This window comes from Clostridium arbusti SL206 (genome assembly GCF_000246895.1).
Classification (GTDB): domain Bacteria; phylum Bacillota; class Clostridia; order Clostridiales; family Clostridiaceae; genus Clostridium_I; species Clostridium_I arbusti.
The window spans coordinates 1-18,789 of sequence record NZ_BAEV01000080.1 but is presented as its reverse complement, the minus strand read 5'-3'; the positions used below and the strand labels follow the sequence as shown (position 1 = coordinate 18,789).

The following is an 18,789-nucleotide window of genomic DNA, read 5'->3' as shown; positions in this document are numbered from 1 at the left end:
TTAACGTAGTATAATTCAAAATAGACTAGTATACTGACTAGTTATTTATTTGAATATGCCTAATAGGAAGGTGTTTAATAAATGCAAATAACTTTATCAGAAAAGGAAAGACTTCTATTAGAAGACCAGAAATCACACGAACAAATATGTATAGAAAAATATGCAAACTATGCTAGTAAAGCTAAAGATTCTCAGTTAAAGGACATATTTAATGCTAACGGCAAAGATGAACAAACGCATTTAGATAGCATTAATCAACTATTAAGCGGCACTGTACCTCAGATGAATCAGCAACAAAATCAAAGTTCAGCGCAAACAGCAGGAAGCAATACGTCGACTTCAAGCACTGCAACAGCCCTTGATCTTAATGATGCTGATATGTGTTCAGATATACTTATGGCAGAAAAATATGTGTCTGGCACTTATGACACTACTATTTTTGAATGCAAAGACACAGAAGTACGTGATGCATTAAACCACATACAAAAAGAAGAGCAAAAGCACGGAGAAGCTGTATTTAAGTATATGCAAAGTAAGGGTATGTATAACGTAAAATAATTACATAAGGCATATGAAAATGAATAGGACTCCGTAAAAAATATTCAAAGAAGGCAGCAATTATATATAGTATTGCTGCCTTCTTAATCTTGTAAAATAAATTTGATGAAAGCTTTAACTTACAATTTAATTATAAATCAATATAAAATGTGTAATTTAAACTTATTTTTTATCCTTCAATTTCTACTTTTATAAACTTTAATTTTTGCTTAAACTTTATAATTCCACTAATACTACCAAATTCCACTTCATTTTCACCGCATAGACTTGGTAAAAATCTTTCATACTCTATATTATCGAAATCAGTTATTTCATACTGAATACAGTCACTAGATTCAGTACTAGCCTTTTTTATTTCTTTAGCCATATCATCTCTGTGTTTTTCTTCTACAAAATAATACTTAGTAGTTTTCTTTACATTGCCATCTTCTCCATTATGAAGTTGTTCTATATCTACACCATATAAAGTTTTTATATTATTTTCTTCTAAGTAATCTATAAGATCTTTTTTCTTCTTTGCATATATTTCTTCTAATTCATTTTCATTTATCATATCTGTAGCCATTATACCATCCTCCTCTGAAATCACTATATAAATATAATACACTAATTTTCAACAAATTACATCATATATTTTTAATTTATCTAAATTTTCTATCAATACATGAACTATTGGAAATTATTAAGCATATTAATTAACATATTAATATTTTATTATTTTCAGTATGATAAATTTAACCTGACTAACTTGGCGTAAGTCTCCCACTCACTCTGTGAAAGTGATTCGCACCAAATTAAAATTTGGGCTCTCTACTTGCACTCTGTGAAAGCGACCAAATACAAAATAAATTTTGTTTTGTCTGCTTTTCTTCAAGTGGGAGTTCGACGCCAAGTAAGCCATGCATTTGCAATTCTAAAATTCAGATGGTGTAAAAGAATCCCCACCTGAATTAAGAACTTGCTTCAATGATTTAATTATGACTTTCATGTTGTCTGAATTTATTAGTATTCTATTTAGGCATATGAAAATAAATAACAAGTCAAAGATGCGACGTATATTTTGAAGTCAACAAGGAAATAGGTCCCTAAGATAGTGAGCTATCTTAGGGTTCTGTTGACGCGGTGGGATTCAAAATAGACTAGCATACTGACTAGTTATTTATTTGAATGTGCCTTATTCCTTAAAGGAATCATTAGCCTTCAAAAGCAAATAGTAACAATTACATATACTTTTCCACTATATATATCTATGTTATAATATTAAGATATTAACAGTTTTAATTCATTTATATTAATTTACAATTGTTTTTATCTATTATTCATAGTTTTGATATAAATATATTGCTTTATAAAATCAATTAATTATATTAAATTATTTTGTAATTTAATATAATTTATCAATATATTCTGTACAAATTGTATATTACAGATTTCAGCGCACTGTTTTACTTAATAATAAAAAAATTATAATTGTTATTTAACCATTAATAAGGCGTGGGAAAATAAATAGCAAGTCAAAGATGCGACGAATATTTTGAATTGAGCAAGGAAGCAGAACTCTCAGATAGCCCAGCTATCTGAGAGTTCTGCTGACGCAGTAGGATTCAAAATAAGCTAATTTATTTGAATATGTCTAAAAATATAGTTGAGAAAGGAAATATTTATGGCAGATAATTCTTCACTAACACCACAGGAAGTGGCAGATATTTTAAAAATTGCAAAGACAACTGTATATGAATTAATTAAGCGAGGAGAACTCAATGCTTATAGAATAGGAAGAAGAGTTAGAGTAGAACAAAGCGATGTAGAGGATTATAAAAATAGATCAAAGAATTTAAATATGGAACAAACTAATAAAAAAAATAGTCTTAAGAGAAACAATCTTACTCATAATATTGCTACTATAAAAGATATTAATAACGATGAATTACTAAATGAATATAATTCAGATTCAAAAAAATCTATAGAAAATAATTATACTTCAAAACCTAATAATATCTTATTAATTGCCGGTGAAGACGTGCTTTTAGATATATTATCTCGATACTTGTCTAAACATCCTAAAGGTGCTAAAACCGTTCTTTCCTGTGTAAGTAGTTATCATAGTTTAGTAAATTTATATGAGGGCGAAGCACAAATTGCTACCTGCCATCTTTGGGATAGCAAAACTGGAACATATAATGTGCCTTATGTTGAAAAGCTTCTTCCTGGAATTTCAGCAATACTAGTACATTTAGCTTATCGCACACAAGGCTTTTATGTTAAAAAAGGCAATCCAAAAAACATCAAGGGTTGGAAAGATCTAAAGCGAAAAGATATTACTATTGTGAACAGAGAAAATGGCTCAGGTACTAGAGTACTTCTAGATCAACACTTAAAGCTTATGGATATTTCTAGTAATGATGTAAAAGGATATAATGAAAAATATTTAACTCATCTAGCTGTAGCAAATGTTGTTCATCAAGGTAAGGCAGATTTAGGCCTGGGAATTGAAAAATCAGCTCTTCAATTCCCAGGATTAGACTTTATTCCATTACAAAAGGAAAGCTATGATCTTGTAATGAAAAAGGATGATATTGATAAAATACCCTTTAAAACTCTAATTGATATACTCACTTCAGAAAATTTTAAAATAGAGCTTGAGGGCATAGATGGGTATGATTTAAGTGAGATAGGGAAAATAGTAGCAGAGATTTAAAGAATATTAGGCATGTGAAAATAAATAACAAGTCAAAGATGCGACGTATATTTTAAATTATACAAGGAAACAGGTTCTAATGATAGTGGTGCTATCAGAAGGTTCTGTTAACGTAGTATAATTCAAAATAGACTAGTATACTGACTAGTTATTTATTTGAAGATGCCTTATATAAATGAATAATAAAGTCTAGAGCTAATAATATATAACTAACTCTAGACTTATCTGAACTTTATTTTCTTTAACAAAGTTTGCTACATCTATTACCGTAGCTGTCAATGGATTTGACTGAACTTTATCAAATACAAAGACAATCTTAAACTTTATTTTAAAACTACTTCCTTCACTGCAGTATAAGTTAATAATTCCTTGTCAGCTTCTTCTTTGACTGCTTCCTCAAGTACATCCAAACCATATTTTAACTGTTCATCTGTAATGACAAGAGGTGCTAAGAAACGAATTACATTGCCGAAAAGTCCTGCATTCAAGAATATTACTCCGTGTTTGAAACAATAGGATATAACATTTTTTACAAAAGCACCATCTGGCTCCTTTGTAACTATATTCTTAACAAATTCAAGACCTATCATTCCACCAATTCCTCTTACATCTCCAATAGCAATATATTTCTCCTTCATTTCATTCAATCTAGCCATTATAACTTTACCCATTTCAATGGACTTTTTATTAAGATCTTCTTTTTCTATTTTTTCAATAACTTTAAGTGCTGCTACGCAGCCAAGTGGACTTCCACCATAAGTTCCACCTATTCCCCCAACACATGCAGCATCCATAATTTCTGCTTTTCCTACTACTGCACTTAGAGGAACTCCAGCTGCAATGGATTTTGACATAGTTATAATATCTGCATCTACATCGAAATTCTCATGAGCAAAAGTTTTACCAGTTCTTGCAAATCCAGCTTGAACCTCATCTACAATAAATACTATTCCATTCTCATCACATATTTCTCTTAACATCTTAAAGTATTCTTTAGGAGGCACCACAAAACCACCTTCACCTTGAACTGGTTCTGCAATAAGACATGCAATCATATCGCTGGATATTACTGTCTTAAGCATTGTTCTAAGTTTTTCTGCACAGGCAATTTTACAAGAAGGATATTCACAGCCTACAGGACATCTATAACAATATGCAGCTTCTGTTTTATAAGTTTCTGCAGCATATGGTCCAAAACCATTTTTATAAGGTTTATATTTACTAGTTATAGACATAGTCATATTAGTACGACCATGAAAAGAACCTTGTAGTGAAATTATTCCAGCCTTCTTAGTATAAGCTCTAGCTATTTTTATGGCATTTTCAACAGCTTCAGCTCCACTGTTTGCAAGCATGGCCTTTTTATCATAGTTTCCTGGTGTAATCTCCACTAATTTTTCACATAAAGCTATATATGGTTCATACATATTAACATGAAAACTTGGATGAATATATTTATCAAGCTGAGCTTTTATAGCCTTAACAACTTCTTCATCTTTATGTCCAATATTTTGAACACCTATTCCACCAGCAAAATCTACAAATACGTTACCATCTACATCTTTAATGAGAGCTCCTTTTGCTTCTTCTACAAATATAGGTGCTGAACATCCAACCCCTTTTGCTACATATCTTTCTCTCCTTTTCATAAGTTCCTTTGATTTTGGTCCTGGTACCTCTGTTGAAATTTTTGCGATTTTTTCTTCTATCATGACAAACTCCCCTATCTTTATAAATATTTTATATATTAATTTTGATTTTTAACTAACTTATTATTACTTAATTTTCATTTATTTACAACAAAATTTAAAAACAAGACTCTAAAACATCTAATGTTTATCCTATCTTTTCAGATACAGTACCTACAACACTCTTATTTTCATGAGAAATTTCAAATTTATAGGTAATAACCATACCTATAACGATCCATCCAGCTATTATAAATGGGAATATATTTGCTGGAAACTCTGGTATGGGATATATATTTGAGTAAAGTACAAATACCAAGGCTGCAATGGATATAATAGGTACTATTAGATTCTTAATACCCCACATCTTATTTTTTGTAAAGTATACCATAGCTCCAATACTTGTAAGTAGATATGAAATTATTAAGGCTAGCGAAGCAATAGTTGCACAGTATCCAAATACTTCTGTACCACTCTTCTTATACAAAGCAATTTCCACTACAATGGCGAATATTGTTATTATGGCAAGACCAACATAAGGTGTATTATATTTATGATGAACAGTTGCTAATTTCTCATTTATCCTTCCATCTCTACTCATTGAGAAAAGCATTCTTGCTCCTGCTGATGCACTTCCAAGAGCACAAGAGAAAAATGATAATATAGCTCCAAGGGTTAACATTAAAGCATAACTACTTGATATATATTTTAAAGACAAATCACTAAGTGGTAGTGATGATTTTGCTAGTGTTTTGATTCCCGCTTCATTAGCACCAAAGCCTATGACCTGAACATAACTTGAAAGCAGGAAGAACAAACCTGTTATAATAACAGCACTACCTATCGCAATAGGTATGAACTTCTTTGGATTTTTTGTTTCCTCACCAAGACTTGATGCTCCTTCAAAACCCGCAAAGGACAGAAAACCAAAAACTGAGGCAGTAGCAATAGCAGACATATTATTACCATTACTCTTAAAGGGAAGTGTACTAAGACCCGTAGTTTTAGAAACTTTAAAAAATATAACTACCGCTAATATTAGTATTAATACTATGGATATGCCTTCAAATACCAACATTACTCTTGTACTTATCTTCACATCCATATATGAAACCAAACCTATTATAACTGAACATACTAATGCAATTGGTAACCATCCTATATTAATACCAAATGCAGTATTTAAAAAACTTTTTGCAAATGATCCAAGTGCCGCGGTGCATCCTGCTGTAAACATCAAATATGTTAAAAGAAGTGACCATCCTGAGATAAAACCTGTTCTCTTACCTAATGATTTTTCAGTAAAGGTATATAAGGACCCAGCTGTTGAAAAATGTCTATTGAATTTAATAATAGATAGTGAAACAAATCCAACAACAATCATAGAAATTATAAATACCAATGTAACAGAATAAGATGAAACACCTGCCATTAAGGAAACATTCAAGGCCATAGATGCAGTAGGTGCCATAATAGCAACAGACATTGCTATAGTTTCAAGCATGCTAAGATGATTCTTTTTTAATTTAGTATTTTCCATGGTAAATCCTCCTTCAATTTGCTTATACACAATATCAAATATAAATTTATTAAAATTGTTGTATAAAATCCAATTCATTGAATTAATAATAATTTTAAATTATATTATTTAATAATTTAATAATTATCATGTTTATAATTTACCATATTTTTAATTTTATTAATATATACACAGTGTACAAATAGACTCATATAATTTTGTATACTCTGTCTATTATATACATTTTAGGAACTTTCCTATTTTTAAAGCTATACTAAAACTAAATATATCATCAATATTTTTTAAATTTTTGCCAGATATCTCTTCTATTTTGTTAATTCTATATCTAAGAGTGTTTCTATGTACAAAAAGTCGTTCTGAAGTTTTACTTAGATTGCATCCATCTTCTATAAAAACCTCCAAGGTATCTAATAGTTCATGATCATAAGCAATTATACTCCCCAAAGTTTGCTCATAAATACTCTTTATCTCCTCGTATTTATCTAAATCAAAAAATACCCTGTAAATACCCATATCCTTATAGCGTCCTATATTTTCTTCTTTAGTAATAGGTAAAATTTTTAATACCTTTTCTGCTTTAACTATACTTTTTCTGAAATTTTTCAAATCTACAAAATAATCTCCAATACCTATATTTACATTTAAATCATTTATCTTAGCTTTAACTTCTTTTATCACATCTTTTGCAATATTGTTTATCTTATCATTTTCCTTATCCCTTTTTTCTATTGGAAGCATAAGTACAATAGAATTATTCTGAATAGTATGAAGAACTTTTCTATTCCATTTATTCATAGTATCTGTTACCACTTGTCCAACATGCTGCTTAATCTCTAAAGCTTCTCTCTCATCAGTTATTTTATTGTTCTTAATAAAATCTCTAAAATTATCCATTTTAACTATAAATGCACAGTATGACATTTGAGGATTATATCCATAAGAAATGGCTCTATTTAAAAATTCATCTGTTACTGGTAAATCATTAAAAATAATATCCTTCATAAAATTATCCATAGATTCTTGCTCTATTTTATTTGTAAAGATAGACCTGCATATACTTTGACTTATATCTATAAATCCAACTTCAAAAGGCAATTCAAATATGGGAAAATCAAGAGAATCTCCAAGTTTTATAACTTCTTCTGGTATCTCCTTTATATAGGGTCCTACATTTATAACTAGACCTGAAAGATTTCTGCAATTTATATCCTCTATAAACTTTAAAAGATCGGATATATCCTCACCAATAGCTACTCCTGTAGTTAAAAGCAGTTCACCCCCTTTTAGCCACTCAGTATATTTAGGATTTTCCATTACATGTACCCATTTTATGACTTTATTTAATCCACCTCTACCTGCTACTATTCTCATTTTTTCAAGATAAGGCAGCTTTGTTACATTATTGCAAGTAATAATCATCGGTCGCTCAATACCCCCTATTAACTTTTTAATAACCACTTAAGAATATATATCAGAGAATTCCATATTTATCATTTCTCTGTCAAAACAATCATTTCTATTAATATTTATTTCTGTAAGTCTTACAGGTAAAACTATTTTAAATATACTGCCTTCACCTAATTCACTTTTTACACTTATATTTCCATTGTGCAATTCAACAATTGACTTTGCAATATATAAGCCCAATCCGCTCCCCTCACTAGTTCTCGTAAATGACTTGTCCACTTGTTTAAATTTTTCAAATATATCTTGTAAATGACTTTTTTCAATGCCTATACCTTTATCCTCTACATATATTTCAACAAAATCGTTTTTGTCTCTAACTTTTATAGAAATATCTACACTATCTTCTGAGAATTTAATTGCATTAGAGATGAGATTAAGTATAACTCTACAAAAATTATTAGCATCATATGCAATAATTTTCTCATCTATATTCGTATTAAATACAATGCTAGCTTCTTTGTCTGTAAAATATTCTGATACACCTTTAACTATGTCTTTAATCATGGTAACTATGTTTCCATTAAATAGATTTACTTCAAAATAGCCCAGTTTTATTTTTGATAAGTCTAACATATTATTTATAGTCCTTGATAACCTATAACAGTTTTTCTTTATGGTATATATATTTCTATTAACATTATTTTTATTTTTATATAGAGCTTCATTTTTTGAATACAATTCAAATAGCTGAACTGCACTAAAAATTACATTTAAAGGTGTTCTCATTTCGTGGGATATATTTCCAAATATTTCCTCTTGCACTTTAAGACTTTTCTTCATTTCTCTATTAGCTTTTATTTGTTCAGTAACATCAATTCCAATGGCAACTATTTCTAATATTTCATTGTGAATTCCAAACATAGGTTGGTATATTGTATTTATAAATTTTTCTTCTCCTGAAATAATAAATTTTCTATATTTAGAATAGGATGTTTCGTTTCTATCTATTACAGCTTTAATTTGTTCAAGGACATATACTTTGTCAAAACTATCAACTATATCTTTATAGTTAATCCCTTTGATATCATCTATAGAATCTATATCCGGATTTTCTGATTTTATAAAATTATATGCCGTTTTATTAATATCTATAAGCTTTAAGTCTGGATAAGATAGTCTTAATACTGTTAAATCCAGCTCCTCTATCATTCTATTTAAGATATCATATTGTTTATCTATAAATATATGATTATCATTTTTTATCTTTTCAGTAATATCACGACTACATAAAATTCCTGCTATAAAGTTCCCTTCACTATCGTACACAGGGGTACCATTTGTTTCACAATAAACAGCTCCATTACGATCTTTTATAATCATTCTATATCCTGATACTTTTTCTCCTCTTAATACCATAGCCGCAGGTAAATCTTTTTTTTGTATTAACTGTCCATCCATATTAAGATATTCAACCTCTTTAAGACTATCCCACAACCTTTTTAGATTCTTACATAGTGAAAACTTTTCTCTTCCTGCCTTATTTACATTTATGTACTTACCATTTTTATCAAATATAAGCAGAGGATCTGACATATTTTCAATTATAACCTCTAACTGTTTTTTTTGGTGTTCAATAATCTTACTCTGCTTATCCCTTAATTCTCTACCCAGTATTTTTTCCGTTACATCCCATTTATTTTCTACTATATATTTAATATTACCATCTACATATATAGGCACTAAAGATAAATTCCAATAGCTAGTTCCATTCACTTTATCTTCATGCTTCAATTCATTTGCATGATATGATTCTCCAGTATTTTTAATTATGGACCATATTTCATCTATATTATTATCCTCACAGCCAGTTACTATTTCTTTCTTATATTTTCCTATGCACTTTTCTCTTCTAGTACATGGATAATAAAAGTCTTTCAAAAACTTATTGTTACAATTAAGCATAATAAAATCTGGGAAACTCCAAATTGCAGTTCCAACTTTATCATTTTTACAAATCTGTGCTACAAACATCATCTTATCTTCAATACGTGAATTTGGTTTTTCTCTAAAATAATATCTTCTTTCATTATTGGCCTCTAAATGTTTGCAAACAATAGTTACTTCTCTTGCATTGTAATCTTTAGTAAATACATAGCCCTGAAATTTATCTTCAATATCCTTAAGATTTACTACAGTATCAATTCTAAGTAATCTACTTATTTCATTAAGAGATCTCCCAATCAATTCTTTTTCTAAATATCCACTAAAATCTATAAAATCCTTATTAACTGTATTAATAACATTATCTTTAATACAAAAAAATGGTTTTTTACTAGTTTTTAAAGTGTATTTCATCGTGTATCCCTCTGCTTTCAAATTAAATCAACATATAATACAATTATTTTTAATTCCGTATTCCATTTATCTTTTATTATCTATGAAATTGCGCCTTTATTTAACTTTTATCATTCATAAAACCAACCAACATTCTAATTCGTAAATGTTATATCATCCATAAGTTTATATTCAAGGAATTCTTTATCAAATCGGATATATTTATGTTTTGTCTTTTGTAATCGTTTTGTATAATTATGCTGAATGCTGAATATTAAATGTTCTATATAATTATACTATATTAAATAATCAAAATTACAAAAAAGCAGCCCCCTTTTTTTGACATTTTTTGCATTTATATTTTTAGTTATGTGTTTTTTATTCTTAAACTTATATATAAGGCATCTTCAAATAAATAACTAGTCAGTATACTAGTATATTTGACTTGTTATTTATTTTCACATGCCTAAATACAACAATGAGCAGTAACACATATAGTATTAATGTGTCGCTGCTCATTGTTGTATTAACTGTTCTTCTATTTGTAAAATAAGTATAGTCTTTAATAAAATCAACTAAATTATTTACTTGTATTTGATTTTTCCAGAAGATATAGCCGTTACTGGACATACCTTCGTACACAAGTGACAACCCACGCATTTATCTTCCAGAAGAATCGGTTTACGTATATCACTCTCCCATTTTATTGCCTGATGTCCTCCATCATAACAGGAAATATAGCATCTTCCACAACCTACACATTTATCTTCATCAAAGGAAGGATATAAAATAAAGCTTCTGTCCAGTTCTTCTGCTGGCACTATATTTTCAAGAGCAAGTCCCACCATGTCTTCAAGCTTATTAAAACCCTTTTCTTCCATATAATAAGACAATCCACTTATTAAATCTTCAATTATTCTATATCCATATTGCATTACAGCAGTAGTAATTTGAAGATTAGTAGAACCAAGTAATATAAATTCTGCTGCATCTTCCCAAGTTTCTATTCCACCCATACCACTTATAGGTACCCCTTTAAGAGTCTTGTTTTTTGCCATATCATGTATAAACCTTAGTGCTATAGGCTTTACAGCTTTTCCAGAATATCCAGAAACAGAGGATTTACCATTAACTATTGGATAGGATAAAAAACTATCTAAATCTATTTTTGTAATACTTTTAATAGTATTTATTGCAGCAAGCCCTGTTGCTCCACCTTCCATAGCAGCAATTGCAGGCACCTCCATATTTCCTATATTAGGTGTCATCTTAGCAAGTATAGGTAAATTAGTTCCCCTTCTTGTCGCTTGGCAGTATTTTTTAACCAACTCTGGATTTTGTCCTACATCTGACCCCATATCATTATTTGCCATTTGAGGGCAAGAAAAATTACATTCTATTATATCTGCACCTATTTCAGTAACTAATTTTGCAAGATCCGTCCATTCATGCTCATTTTGTCCCATTATTGAAGCCACTAAAATCTTACTTGGATATTTTTCTTTAAGCTGTCTCATCCACTCTAAATTTTCCTCTAAAGAATGCTCTGAAATCTGCTCCAAATTTTTAAAACCTATAAAAGGAGTCCCCTCTTTTCCTATAGTATCAAAACGAGGTGAAACTTCCTTGGACACATAAAAACCAATAGTTTTAAAAACAACTCCACCCCAACCCATTTCTAAGGCCTTAGCACACATCTCAAAATTATTTCCAACTACTGAGGAGGAAAGAAAAAACGGATTTTCACACTTTACACCACAGAATTCAATTGATAAATCTTCCATATTAAACATCCCCCTCACTCTTATTTTTGTCTTCAGTTAAAAACTCATGAACCATATTTATCTGAATAGGCCTGTCTATTTTTCCTCTTATACAATTTCTCTGACAAAATCTCCCGTTATTACAGGCTTCACCACATTTTCCTACCACTTCACTATTTCTCTTTACTGCCTCAGCTGCTCCTCTAAAGTTTTGAAATCTAACAGATCTCATATTCTTAGATGGATTAAATCCCACCGGACATGCCTTGCTGCAAGGTGCATCATAACACAAAAGACATCTTGCTGTTTCTTCTATAATCATAGTTTTTGTTACTTTCTTTTTAACCATAACAAATTTCCTCCATTTTCTGCTTAATTTTGTTTATCAAATAATCATCTACTCTAGTAATCTCATAATAATAAATAAACAGAATTCTAAGTATCGGTTTGTGATACTTAGAATTCATTATCCAAGAACTTAGCCACTCTTTACTCCCGCTTTCGCAGAGTGCGATGCTAGTATTAGAGTGAATAGTCATAGGATAAACGTTATTTCACTATATTCATGCTTATTTCTAAATCATATATGCTAACTGCTAATTACACAGTATATTTCTAAACTAAATGTATATATACCTATGAGTTAAACATTTGTAACATTCTAAATTTTCAAACAAATTAACAATGAACCTATTCTAACATGAACCTTAATAAAAGTTCATATCACTACAAGCAACTAAATTCCATGGCACTAATTTAAATTCATTAAACTCCACTATACTGCTGAAATCGTCAATATACTCATCTGTTTATTTCTTGACTTAGATTTTTAGATTTCATTTTAAAACTGAACCTTATCATAGATGCAATCATACCATTAGTTTTCCTTTGATTCTTCATCAAACCCTACTTGAAGTGCTTAACTTTAATAGTTACGTTTTAAAACAAGTCTCATAATGGTATATTTGCATTGTAGATAACATTGAAGCGAATACTAGAAAATATTAGTTTTGCGTGTTTGAAAAACGTTAAGTGACTTTTTCTGTCTGACCTAAGGGAGCTTAAAAGTCATAGTATTTCAAACTAAGGCATCCTGAAACACCATTCAAAGTACCCTAACTTTCATAGTTAGCTTTTAAAATAAGTCTCATTGGCATGGCATGTACATTGTAGATATCTTCGAATAAATAATTAGAAATCTTATCTTGCCGACTTTAAAATTCGTTAAGAACCCTTTACTGTTTGACCAAAGGGAGTTTAAAGGGTTTAGAATTTTGAATCAATAACTTTAACTACCTTAACCTTCATTATAAGATTTTAAAACAAGTCTCATAATGGTATATTTGCATTGTAGATAACATTGAAGCGAATACTAGAAAATATTAGTTTTGCGTGTTTGAAAAACGTTAAGTGACTTTTTCTGTCTGACCCAAGGGAGTTTAAAAGTCATAGTGTTTCAAACTAAGCAAAACTTAGATTTTCTTTTGAAGCTGAACGTTATCATAAATGCAAATATAGCATTAGCTTTGAGACTTATTTTAAAACACCCACATCTACTTTCTTCTACGTTTTAGCATCTTACCCCAGCCAGGTTCCCCTATAAACTCTCCATCCTTAAACACAACACGACCTCTTGAAAAAGTCATAACAGGATAACCCTTAAGCTCAGTACCTTCCCAAATAGTATGATCCACATCTGAATGCATATTATCCTTTGAAACCACAAACTCCTTACTAGGATCATAAATTACTATATCAGCATCACTGCCTGGCATTATAGTTCCCTTGGCAGGAGCACAACCAAATATCTTAGCAGGATTTGATGAACAAATCTCTACAACTTTATTAAAAGAAATTCTTCCCTTATTAGCCTCGCTAAGCATATAAGGATACATATTTTCTATACCCATACAACCATTTGGAATCTTTGTAAAATCATCCTTTCCCCAATCTTTCTCATAGCTTTGGAATGGACAATGATCTGTAGCAATAGTTGCAATATCTCCTGTCTTTATACCTTCCCATAAAGCATCCTGACTTTCCTGTCCCTTCATTGGAGGTGAACAAACAAAATTCCTTCCGTCTTCTCTCTTATACACATCGCTAGTAAAGTGAAGATACTGCGGACAAGTTTCTGCATAGATTTCATAACCTTCATCCTTTGCCTTTTTAACTTCTTCCATACCCTCTTTATTTGCAAGATGTACTATATAAAGTGGAGCATTTAATGACTTTGCCCAATGTATAGCTCTCTTATCAGCTTCTGCCTCTACAAACTCAGGACGACTTAGATAGTGATACCAAGCTGAAGTTTTTCCTTCTTTTAAAAACTGCTCCGTTCTTAAATCTATTAAATCTGGATTTTCAGCATGAACGCTTATAAGTGCTCCTGTTTCCTTAGACTTCTTTAATATCTTGCAAAGTACTCCATCATCTACCATAAGACCTTCTTTTTTATAAACCATAAATACCTTAAAGCTAGGTATGCCATAATCCACCGCTGTTTGGAATTCTTCAAGTACTTCTGGTCTTAAATCTGTAATTGCAACATGAAAAGCATAGTCTACACAAGCCTGAGGCTCACAGATCTTATTTCTTCTCTGTGCAGTTTCAATAATTCCTTCACCTTTAGTCTGAAGAGCAAAATCAAATACTGTAGTAACTCCACCACAAGCAGCAGCTCTTGTACCTGCTTCATAATCATCTGATGAAACGGTACCTCCAAAGGGCATTGCCAGGTGAGTATGAGCATCTATAGCTCCAGGTAATATAAATTTCCCCTCTGCATCTATTACTTTTGCATCTCCTGCATCTATATCATTAGCTATAGCCTCAATCTTTCCATCCTTAATTGCCACATCAGCCTTAAAAGTATCTGTAGCTGTTACTATAGTTCCATTTTTAATCACTGTATCCATAATTATCTTTAGTAAGAAGATGTATTATAAGTACAAGATCCCACTAAAGTTCACCTCCCTTTATAATCTTTAATTTTATTTGATATGCTCATATAAAAACCTTAAACCATTAATATTAACATCGCTAAACTAAAACTTGCTAATATTAGGCATGTGAAAATAAATAACAAGCCAAGGATGCGACGAATATTTTGAATTATACAAGAAAACAGGTTCTGATGATAGTGGTGCTATCAGAAGGTTCTGTTGACGTAGTAGGATTCAAAATAGACTAGCATACTGACTAGTTATTTATTTGAATATGCCTTAATGGTTTATAAGTTAATCTTCATTAAAAACTAATGCAACTTAAAACAATTTATGACATATATTGAATATCTTTAATTATTATAACTTTTTAATTGTTTTTAATATATAATCTATGAATTCCATACTTTAAAATAAATTTCATTGTTAATATATTTTTTATACAGCTGGAGTTTCTTCTGGCTCTGAACCTTCAGCACTTGCTGTTTTGTCTCTAGGATTTAGTAGTAAATAAACTATGAAGGATACTCCAAAGCCAGCAAACCATGAATAGTCAACTATTATGCTCAATGCTGGTACTACTTTACCTATAAGCGCTACAACAACTCCAATAACTAATGCTATAATTGCACTTTTATTAAAACCATTTGAATAAGTATAAATTCCATTTTCAGAAAAAAGATCTTTAAGATTAAGCTTTTTGTTTTTAGAAATCCAATAATCACAAATTATAATTGCTGCAATTGGTCCAAGTATTCCTGAATAAGTTCCAAGCCAATTGAATATATATCCACTAGGATCAGATAAAAGTCTCCAAGGCATTATAACTATACCTAAAATACCTGTAATAAGTCCGCCAGTTTTAAAGCTAATACGTGTTGGCATCATGTTTGAAAAGTCATTTGCTGGTGAAACAATGTTTGCTGCTATATTAACAGATAATGATGCAACAACTATTCCGGCAAAACCTATGAAAAGTACTATAGGATTTGTAAATTTTGAAACTATATCAACGGGATCCCACATTGCTTTTCCAAATATTACAACTGTAGCTGAAGTTACTATTATACCCATTGCTGAGAATATTGTCATAGTTGGTGGTAATCCAATTGCCTGACCTATTATCTGTTCTCTTTGACTTCTTGCAAATCTTGTAAAGTCAGGTATGTTAAGTGATAAGGTTGCCCAGAAGCCAATCATACCTGTTAACGAAGGAATAAATACTTTTATAAATTCACCTGTAGTTTTAAATTTACTTGGTTCACTGAATAATGGTCCAAAACCCTTAGCAGCATAAACTGCCCAAACTACAAGGACAAGAGCAAGAATTAATACTACTGGAGCAGCCCAGTTTTCAAACTTTCTAACTACATCCATTCCCTTGTATATGATGTATATCTGTAATCCCCAAAATATCATAAATGTTATAGCATTAGGTAATGCTAATCCAAGTATAGTAAAACTTCCGCCCATAGTTTTCCATCCTGGTATTATTGCTGAAAATAGTACATTTAAGGCACTTCCACCTATATAGGTGTTTATACCAAACCACCCGCAAGCAACTATCGCCCTCAGCACTGCCGGTATATTAGCACCTTTTGTACCAAAAGAAGCTCTTGCCAAAATCGGAAAGGAAATTCCATATTTAGCGCCAGGATGAGCATTTAATAACATTGGTATTAAAACAATAATGTTTCCAAGGGTAATAGTTATTAGAGCCTGTATCCAATTCATTCCCAAAGCAATAAGTCCACCAGCCATCATATAAGTAGGTATACAGTGTGCCATACTTATCCATAATGCCGTATAGTTGTAAGTATTCCAAGTTCTATCCTTAATAGCTGTAGGGGCAAGATCTTCATTATATAGTTTACTTCCACTTATGTCTTCTTTTAATTCATGCATTTCTTCTTTCATAATAAATTCACTCCTCTTTAATTAGTTATTAATATTATTTATAGTAAGAACTTTTTTTATTCTCACTAAGTTTAGATAAACAGAATTCTTAGCTTTAATGATAATCTTAATCTCAGTTAATTTTAGAAGCTATTTAGTAGTTTACATAGATAATTATGGATACTAAAAACATTATCAATGTATAATTCAAGCTAAATAGATGTCTACTTCTTATCGATATCCAAGAGCGTTTGTAATAATACGTTAGCCCCTTTTAAGCAATTCTCCACAGGAGTTTTTTCTATTTCACAATGGCTGTGTCCACCAATACTCGGAACAAATATCATAGTTACAGGCAACATATCAGCTACAAATTGAGCATCATGTCCAGGACCACTGTACATTCTCATATTAGAGTAGCCATAAAGATTTGCATTTTTTTCAACGAAATTCACAAGTTCTTTATTATAACTAACAGTTTTACGTGACCATAATTCCTTGTAGCTAACCTTGCACTTTGCAAGTTCAGAAGGAATTTTCTTAATAACTTCAACCACTTGCTGTACTACTGCTGGATCTTGATGTCTTGCATCCAAGGTAAACTTAACATCATCTGGTATAATTGTATGTACATTTGGTGAACAAATAATTCTACCAGTAGTATAAACTAGTCTTTCATCAAGTTTGTCAAGTTCTCTATGAAGGTACTGAATAGCCTCAGAAGCTGCTAAAAGTGCGTCTTGTCTCATCTTCTGTGGAACAGTTCCAGCATGACCAGCCTGGCCGATAAATTCAAATTCATAATTTACCATTCCAACAACGCCCTCTACAACACCTATATCTATTTTTGCAGCTTCAAGTACTGGCCCCTGCTCAATATGCAATTCTAAGAAAGCCATATAGTCCTTAGGATTTATTCTGTTCTTCTCGTCACCCTTATATCCACTTGCATCTAGAGCTTCACCAAAGGTAATTCCTTCATTATCCTTTGACGCTAGCATCTTGGCCTTATCAAATTTACCAGTAATAACACCTGAGGACATCATAGCAGGATCGAAACGAGCCCCTTCTTCATTGGTCCAAATCATAACTGTAATTGGATGACGGTGAGGAATCTTCTCTGTAACAATAGTTTCAGCTGCTTCCATTCCGGTCAATACTCCTAAAATACCATCATAGTTTCCACCTTGTACTACTGAATCACAATGTGATCCCATTGCAATATGCGGAAGATCTTCTGATCCCTTAAATGTAGCATAAACATTTCCCATATCATCTGTTACAATTTCTGCTCCCAGTGCTTTCATTCTCTTGCAGAATTCTGCTCTTGCCTGAAGGGCTGGTTCTGTTAAAGATAACCTTGTTATACCACCTTTTCCGGTATCACCAAATTTACTAAATGTAACGATCTTATCTTCCATTCTCTTTATGTCACAACTAATATTTTTCATTTTAACACACCCTTTTTAATTTTTATATCACTCGTAATATATTTTTTCTCTTTGAATCTGCCTGTGATTTTCTGTTGCCCATACTCTCTGTATAGTCTTTACATTCTCTATCATTAAGTCATATTCAAATAAATAACTAGTCAGTATGCTAGCCTATTTCGAATCCTACTGCGTCAGCAGAACCCTCAGATAGCCCACTATCCTCGGAACCTGCTTCCTTGCTCAATTCAAAATATTCGTCGCATCTTTGACTTACTATTTATTTTCACATGCCTAACTCTCATCCATCACCAGTCTTTAAACTAAGCAAAACTTAGATTTTCTTTCGCAGTGAAGGCACCCATAATCGTAAATATCACATCCAGCCTCAAGCATTATAACCTCTAATCTCCATCATTACACTGATTTTAAAATAATACTTATGGATGTAGTATTTACGGTTAGAAGTGCTTTGAACGAGTATTAGTAAATCTTAGTTTTGCGGCTTTAAAAACCGTTATACTACGTGT

The 18,789-nt window shown here is 31.1% G+C and carries 12 protein-coding genes; 2 read left to right on the top strand and 10 right to left on the bottom strand.

What is annotated here, in order from left to right; genetic code table 11:
• Positions 1-81: 81 nt before the first annotated feature.
• Positions 82-558, top strand: a complete 477-nt coding sequence (locus RH99_RS13455; RefSeq protein ID WP_010239129.1) for a spore coat protein — start codon at positions 82-84, stop codon at positions 556-558.
• Positions 559-727: 169 nt separating this feature from the next.
• Here RH99_RS13455 and RH99_RS13450 read toward each other — a convergent pair whose 3' ends face one another.
• Positions 728-1,123: a hypothetical protein gene (locus RH99_RS13450; RefSeq protein WP_010239127.1), complete on the bottom strand. Its 396-nt coding sequence runs from the start codon at positions 1,121-1,123 to the stop codon at positions 728-730.
• Positions 1,124-2,221: 1,098 nt separating this feature from the next.
• On the opposite strand from RH99_RS13450, the gene RH99_RS13445 reads away from it, so the two are divergent.
• Positions 2,222-3,256: a helix-turn-helix transcriptional regulator gene (locus RH99_RS13445; protein ID WP_010239125.1), complete on the top strand. Its 1,035-nt coding sequence runs from the start codon at positions 2,222-2,224 to the stop codon at positions 3,254-3,256.
• A 323-nt stretch (positions 3,257-3,579) separates the two neighbouring features.
• On the opposite strand, the gene gabT is transcribed toward RH99_RS13445, so the two are convergent.
• The 9 genes from gabT to RH99_RS13400 all read right to left on the bottom strand — a co-directional run bounded on the left by gabT (position 3,580) and on the right by RH99_RS13400 (position 18,280).
• Entirely contained in the window at positions 3,580-4,968 is a 1,389-nt protein-coding gene (gene gabT / locus RH99_RS13440; RefSeq protein ID WP_010239123.1) for a 4-aminobutyrate--2-oxoglutarate transaminase, read from the bottom strand.
• A 124-nt stretch (positions 4,969-5,092) separates the two neighbouring features.
• A complete protein-coding gene (locus RH99_RS13435; RefSeq protein WP_010239121.1) occupies positions 5,093-6,484 on the bottom strand; it encodes an APC family permease in 1,392 nt (463 codons plus the stop codon).
• A 213-nt stretch (positions 6,485-6,697) separates the two neighbouring features.
• Entirely contained in the window at positions 6,698-7,903 is a 1,206-nt protein-coding gene (locus tag RH99_RS13430; RefSeq protein WP_010239118.1) for a PucR family transcriptional regulator, read from the bottom strand.
• A 39-nt stretch (positions 7,904-7,942) separates the two neighbouring features.
• Positions 7,943-10,246: a PAS domain-containing sensor histidine kinase gene (locus tag RH99_RS13425; protein ID WP_010239116.1), complete on the bottom strand. Its 2,304-nt coding sequence runs from the start codon at positions 10,244-10,246 to the stop codon at positions 7,943-7,945.
• Between the two features lie 563 nt (positions 10,247-10,809).
• Positions 10,810-12,009, bottom strand: coding sequence for an NAD-dependent dihydropyrimidine dehydrogenase subunit PreA (gene preA / locus RH99_RS13420; protein WP_010239114.1), 1,200 nt, complete (start codon positions 12,007-12,009; stop codon positions 10,810-10,812).
• Between the two features lies 1 nt (position 12,010).
• Positions 12,011-12,337, bottom strand: coding sequence for a hypothetical protein (locus RH99_RS13415; RefSeq protein ID WP_010239112.1), 327 nt, complete (start codon positions 12,335-12,337; stop codon positions 12,011-12,013).
• A 1,204-nt stretch (positions 12,338-13,541) separates the two neighbouring features.
• Positions 13,542-14,906 carry a dihydropyrimidinase gene (gene hydA / locus RH99_RS13410; RefSeq protein ID WP_010239110.1) on the bottom strand — a complete coding sequence of 455 codons (1,365 nt, stop codon included), beginning with the start codon at positions 14,904-14,906 and terminating at the stop codon, positions 13,542-13,544.
• Positions 14,907-15,371: 465 nt separating this feature from the next.
• Entirely contained in the window at positions 15,372-16,850 is a 1,479-nt protein-coding gene (locus tag RH99_RS13405; protein ID WP_010239108.1) for an NCS1 family nucleobase:cation symporter-1, read from the bottom strand.
• Positions 16,851-17,053: 203 nt separating this feature from the next.
• Positions 17,054-18,280, bottom strand: coding sequence for a Zn-dependent hydrolase (locus RH99_RS13400; RefSeq protein ID WP_010239106.1), 1,227 nt, complete (start codon positions 18,278-18,280; stop codon positions 17,054-17,056).
• Positions 18,281-18,789: the final 509 nt, after the last annotated feature.